Source organism: Pseudomonas sp. NPDC085632 (genome assembly GCF_044541255.1).
Lineage (GTDB): Bacteria > Pseudomonadota > Gammaproteobacteria > Pseudomonadales > Pseudomonadaceae > Aquipseudomonas.
In genome coordinates, this window is the sequence record NZ_JBITSX010000060.1 from 1 (window position 1) to 5,346 (window position 5,346).

Annotated in this window: 4 protein-coding genes; 3 read left to right on the plus strand and 1 reads right to left on the minus strand. The window is 57.6% G+C overall.

Annotated features, from left to right (window positions below; translation table 11 throughout):
• From rplQ to bfr, 3 genes are all read left to right on the plus strand, one after another.
• Positions 1–239 (plus strand): 50S ribosomal protein L17 (rplQ, locus tag ACIF4X_RS26220; RefSeq protein WP_397484297.1); only part of this gene is annotated, 239 nt, incomplete at its 5' end.
• A 240-nt stretch (positions 240–479) separates the two neighbouring features.
• A complete protein-coding gene (locus tag ACIF4X_RS26225; protein ID WP_397484298.1) occupies positions 480–1,934 on the plus strand; it encodes a catalase in 1,455 nt (484 codons plus the stop codon).
• 149 nt (positions 1,935–2,083) lie between these two features.
• Positions 2,084–2,551 (plus strand): bacterioferritin, encoded by a 468-nt coding sequence (bfr, locus tag ACIF4X_RS26230; protein WP_397484299.1) that lies wholly within the window; start codon positions 2,084–2,086, stop codon positions 2,549–2,551.
• A gap of 65 nt (positions 2,552–2,616) precedes the next feature.
• On the opposite strand, the gene uvrA is transcribed toward bfr, so the two are convergent.
• Positions 2,617–5,346: excinuclease ABC subunit UvrA (gene uvrA, locus ACIF4X_RS26235; RefSeq protein ID WP_397484300.1), on the minus strand; the 2,730-nt coding region annotated here is incomplete at its 5' end.

Below are 5,346 nucleotides of genomic sequence, written 5' to 3' on the forward strand. Positions count from 1 at the left end.
CGCTGATCACTCTGTCCAAGACACACAGCCTGGCTAACCGCCGTCTGTCTTTCGACCGTACTCGATCTAAAGCAATCCAAGGAAAGCTCATCAACCACCTGGGCAAGCGTTACGCTACCCGTGAGGGTGGCTACCTGCGCATCCTCAAGTGCGGTTTCCGCACTGGCGACAACGCGCCTATGGCGTACGTCGAGTTGGTTGATCGTGCTACTGCTGGCGAAGCTGTATCCGCCGAGTAAGACGTCAGTCTGAAACGAAGAACCGGGCCTAGTGCCCGGTTTTTTGTGTCCGTAGAAAAATGCGCTGTTCGTACAAGCTTCTAACACCGTTCTGTTGTCACTATGTGCTGGGAAACATAATTAGTAATTATCTATCGATGTCTGCAAGTTAATGAATTTGTGGCTGTCATATGGATGATCAATAATTCCCAGCAAGCCGATTAGCCGGCAGTTTCAAGACTGACAGAGGAAGAAGACCGTATGAGCCAGATCAAAACGCTTACGACCGCCAGTGGCGCACCTGTCGCTGACAATCAGAATTCTCGCTCCGCCGGCCCGCGTGGCCCGCTGCTACTCGACGATTTCCATCTGATCGAGAAGCTTGCGCACTTCAACCGTGAAAACATCCCCGAGCGCCGCGTCCATGCGAAAGGCTCAGGTGCTTACGGCACGTTCACCGTTACTCGTGACATCACTGATTACACCAGCGCCAAGCTGTTTGAATCCGTTGGCAAGCAAACCCCGACTTTCCTGCGCTTTTCTACAGTGGGTGGAGAACGCGGATCGGCTGACACCGAGCGAGATCCACGTGGTTTCGCGCTGAAGTTCTACACTGAGGAAGGCAACTGGGACATCGTTGGCAACAACACGCCGGTATTCTTCATCCGTGATCCACTGAAATTCCCTGACTTCATCCACACTCAAAAGCGCCTGCCGCAAAGCAACCTGAAAAGCGCGCAGATGATGTGGGACTTCTGGTCGCATTCGCCTGAAGCGCTGCATCAGGTCACCATCCTGTTTTCTGACCGCGGCATTCCTGATGGCTACCGCCATATGCACGGCTTCGGCAGTCACACCTACAGCTTGATCAGCGCTAAAGGTGAGCGTCACTGGGTGAAATGGCACTACAAGACTCAACAAGGGATCAAGAACCTCGCGCCGGCCGATGCAGCGCGCCTGGCAGGCACCGATCCAGATTACGCACAGCGTGATCTGTTTGAAGCGATTGAGCGCGGCGACTTCCCGAAATGGCGCGTCTGCATCCAGATCATGACCGAGGCGCAAGCCGCGGCGCACTACGAGAACCCTTTCGATGTGACCAAAACCTGGTCGCAAAAAGAATTTCCGTTGATCGAGGTTGGCGAGCTGGAGTTGAACCGCAACCCGCAGAATTACTTCGCTGAAGTCGAGCAAGCTGCGTTTGGCCCAAGCAACATGGTTCCGGGAGTCGGTCTGTCGCCGGATCGTATGCTGCAAGGTCGCGTATTCGCGTACGCCGATGCTCACCGCTACCGTGTGGGTACCAATCACCAGCAACTGCCGGTGAATGCCCCACGCAGCCCGGTTAACACTTACCAGCGTGACGGCTCTATGGCATTCGGCAGCAACGGTGGTGCCGCGCCTAACTACGAACCGAACAGCTATACCGAAGCGCCGAAACAAGCTCCGCGTTACGCTGAACCTGCACTGGCCTTGAGCGGTGCTGCCGATCGCTACGATCACCGCGAAGATACCGATTACTACAGCCACGCCGGTGCGCTGTTCCGTTTGATGAGCGACGATCAGAAAGCATTGCTGGTCAGCAATATCGCCGGCGCCATGTCGGGTGTTTCCAGTGATGTCGTCGACCGCCAGCTGCAGCATTTCTATAAAGCCGATCCAGCGTATGGAGAAGCAATCGCAAAGCTGCTCAACGTACAGCTTAACGAAGTCTAAACGAGAAGCAGAACCGCCCTCATTTGGGCGGTTTTTGCGTTATTTAGGCTGGTTTTCTCAGAATATCTTCGCTTTTATTGCGCGAAACGGGTGACCTTCCAGTCAGGTTGGTTCAAACTACAGACTTTCAAGTAGGGAGATGTAGGGCGATGCAAGGCCACCCAGACGTAATCGATTACCTCAACACGTTGCTGACCGGCGAACTGGCCGCGCGTGATCAATATTTTGTTCACTCGCGGATGTATGAGGACTGGGGGTTCACCAAGCTCTACGAGCGAATCAACCACGAAATGGAAGAAGAAGCCGGTCACGCTGATGCGTTGATGCGCCGGATTCTGATGCTCGAAGGAACGCCGCGCATGCGTCCGGATGATCTGGATGTCGGCGCCACCGTACCGGAGATGCTCGAAGCGGATCTGCGCCTTGAGTACAAAGTCCGCGCGGCCCTGTGCAAAGGCATCGAGCTGTGCGAACAGCACAAAGACTATGTCAGCCGCGAGATCCTCCGGGTTCAACTCAACGACACCGAAGAAGACCACACCTACTGGCTGGAAAAGCAGTTGGGCCTGATCAAGCTGATCGGCCTTGAGAACTACCTGCAATCTCACACTTCCTGATTGCAATCGATACAAAAAAGCCCCTGTCACTGATGAAGTGACAGGGGCTTTTTCATGCATGGCGTTTACGCCCGATCGCGGATCAGCAGCGGTTTGAGGTAATGACCAGTATGCGATTGCTTCATCTCGGCCACTTCTTCCGGTGTACCGGTGGCAATGATCTGGCCACCCTTGGAACCACCCTCCGGCCCAAGATCGACCAGCCAGTCGGCCGTCTTGATCACGTCGAGGTTGTGTTCGATCACCACCACGGTGTTGCCGTGGTCACGCAGACGATGCAGTACATCGAGCAACTGCTGGATATCCGCGAAGTGCAAACCGGTGGTCGGCTCATCGAGGATGTACAGGGTCTTGCCGGTGTCACGCTTGGACAGCTCGCGAGACAGCTTGACCCGCTGTGCCTCACCACCCGACAACGTGGTCGCCGACTGACCGAGCTTGATGTACGACAGGCCAACATCCATCAAGGTCTGCAGTTTGCGCGCCAGCGCCGGCACCGCGTCGAAGAACAACCGGGCTTCCTCGATCGTCATTTCGAGGGTTTCGTGAATGCTCTTGCCCTTGTATTTGATCTCGAGGGTTTCACGGTTGTAGCGCTTGCTCTTGCACACGTCGCACGGCACGTAGATGTCCGGCAGGAAGTGCATTTCCACCTTGATCAGGCCATCGCCCTGACACGCTTCGCAGCGACCGCCCTTGACGTTGAACGAGAAACGCCCCGGGCCGTAACCGCGGGAGCGAGACTCGGGCACGCCAGCGAACAGTTCACGGATCGGCGTAAACAGTCCGGTATAAGTTGCCGGGTTTGAGCGCGGGGTGCGACCGATCGGGCTCTGGTCGATGTCGACGACTTTGTCGAGATGCTCCAGGCCTTTGATGCTGTCGTGCGCAGCCGCTTCCAGCGTGGTCGCACCATTGAGCGCCGTGGCGCTCAGCGGGAACAGCGTATTGTTGATCAACGTCGATTTACCCGAGCCGGACACACCGGTTACGCAAGTCAGCAGACCAATCGGGATGTCCAGATCAACGTTGCGCAGGTTATTGCCGCGCGCGCCTTTCAGCGACAGATTGAGCTTCTTGTTACGCGGCGTACGTTTGGCCGGCACCTCGATCTTCACCCGGCCCGACAGGTATTTACCGGTCAGGGAATCCGGGTGCGCCATGACTTCGGCCGGCGTGCCTTCGGCAACGATTTGCCCACCATGCACGCCCGCGCCCGGACCAATATCGACGACATAGTCTGCCAGGCGAATCGCATCTTCGTCGTGCTCGACCACAATTACCGTATTGCCGATATCGCGCAGGTGCTTGAGTGTGCCGAGCAGGCGGTCGTTGTCGCGTTGGTGTAAACCAATCGACGGTTCATCGAGAATGTACAGAACGCCGACCAGGCCCGCACCGATCTGACTGGCCAGACGAATCCGCTGCGCCTCGCCACCGGACAGCGTGTCAGCGCTGCGATCCAGCGACAGATAGTCGAGACCGACGTTGACGAGGAACTGCAGACGCTCGCGGATCTCCTTGAGGATCTTGTCAGCGATCTCGCCGCGTCGACCGGTCATCTTCAACTGGCCGAAATACTCGCAAGCGTCACCGATCGGCAGATTGGTCACCGCTGGCAGCGTCTTCTCGCCAACCCACACATGCCGCGCTTCACGACGCAGGCGAGTGCCGCGGCAGTCCGGGCAGGACTGAGTGCTGAGGAACTTGGCCAGCTCTTCGCGCACGCTCGCCGACTCGGTCTCGCGGTAGCGACGCTCCAGGTTCGGCACGATGCCTTCGAACGGGTGCGAGCGTTTGACGATATCGCCACGGTCGTTGAGGTATTTGAAGTCGACGTTCTGCGAGCCGCTGCCGTGCAGGATGGATTTCTGCTGATCTGCCGGCAGATCGTTGAACGGCACTTCCAGGCTGAAGCCGTAGTGCGAGGCCAGTGAGCCGAGCATCTGGAAGTAATAGACGTTGCGCCGGTCCCAGCCGCGTATCGCGCCTTCGGCCAGTGTCAGATCACCGTTGACCAGTCGTTTGATGTCGAAGAATTGCTTCACCCCCAGACCATCGCACGTCGGGCAGGCGCCGGCCGGGTTGTTGAAGGAAAACAGCTTCGGTTCCAGCTCGCTGATCGCATGGCCGCAAATCGGGCAGGCGAAGCGCGCGGAGAAGATCATCTCTTCGCCCGGCTCGTCGTCCATCGGCGCGACCAGTGCAATGCCGTCCGCCAGTTTCAGCGCTGTCTCGAAAGACTCGGCCAGACGTTGCTGCAGATCGGCGCGTACCTTGAAACGGTCGACGATTACATCGATCGAGTGCTTCTTCTGTTTATCCAGTTTCGGCAGCTCGTCGAGTTCACAGATCCGGCCGTTGACCCGGGCGCGAACAAAACCTTGGGCGCGCAGCTCTTCGAAGACCGAAAGGTGTTCGCCTTTACGCTCGCGGATCACCGGGGCCAGCAGCATCAGCTTGCTGCCTTCCGGCTGCGCCAGCACCAGGTCGACCATCTGACTGACGGTTTGTGCTTCCAGCGGAATATCGTGATCCGGGCAGCGCGGTGTACCGACGCGTGCATAGAGCAGACGCAGGTAGTCGTAGATTTCGGTGATGGTGCCGACCGTGGAGCGCGGGTTGTGCGAGGTCGACTTCTGTTCGATGGAGATCGCCGGCGACAGGCCTTCGATGGTGTCGACGTCAGGTTTTTCCATCATCGACAGGAACTGGCGGGCATAGGCCGACAGCGATTCGACATAGCGGCGCTGACCTTCGGCGTACAGTGTGTCGAAGGCCAGGGACGACGTGCC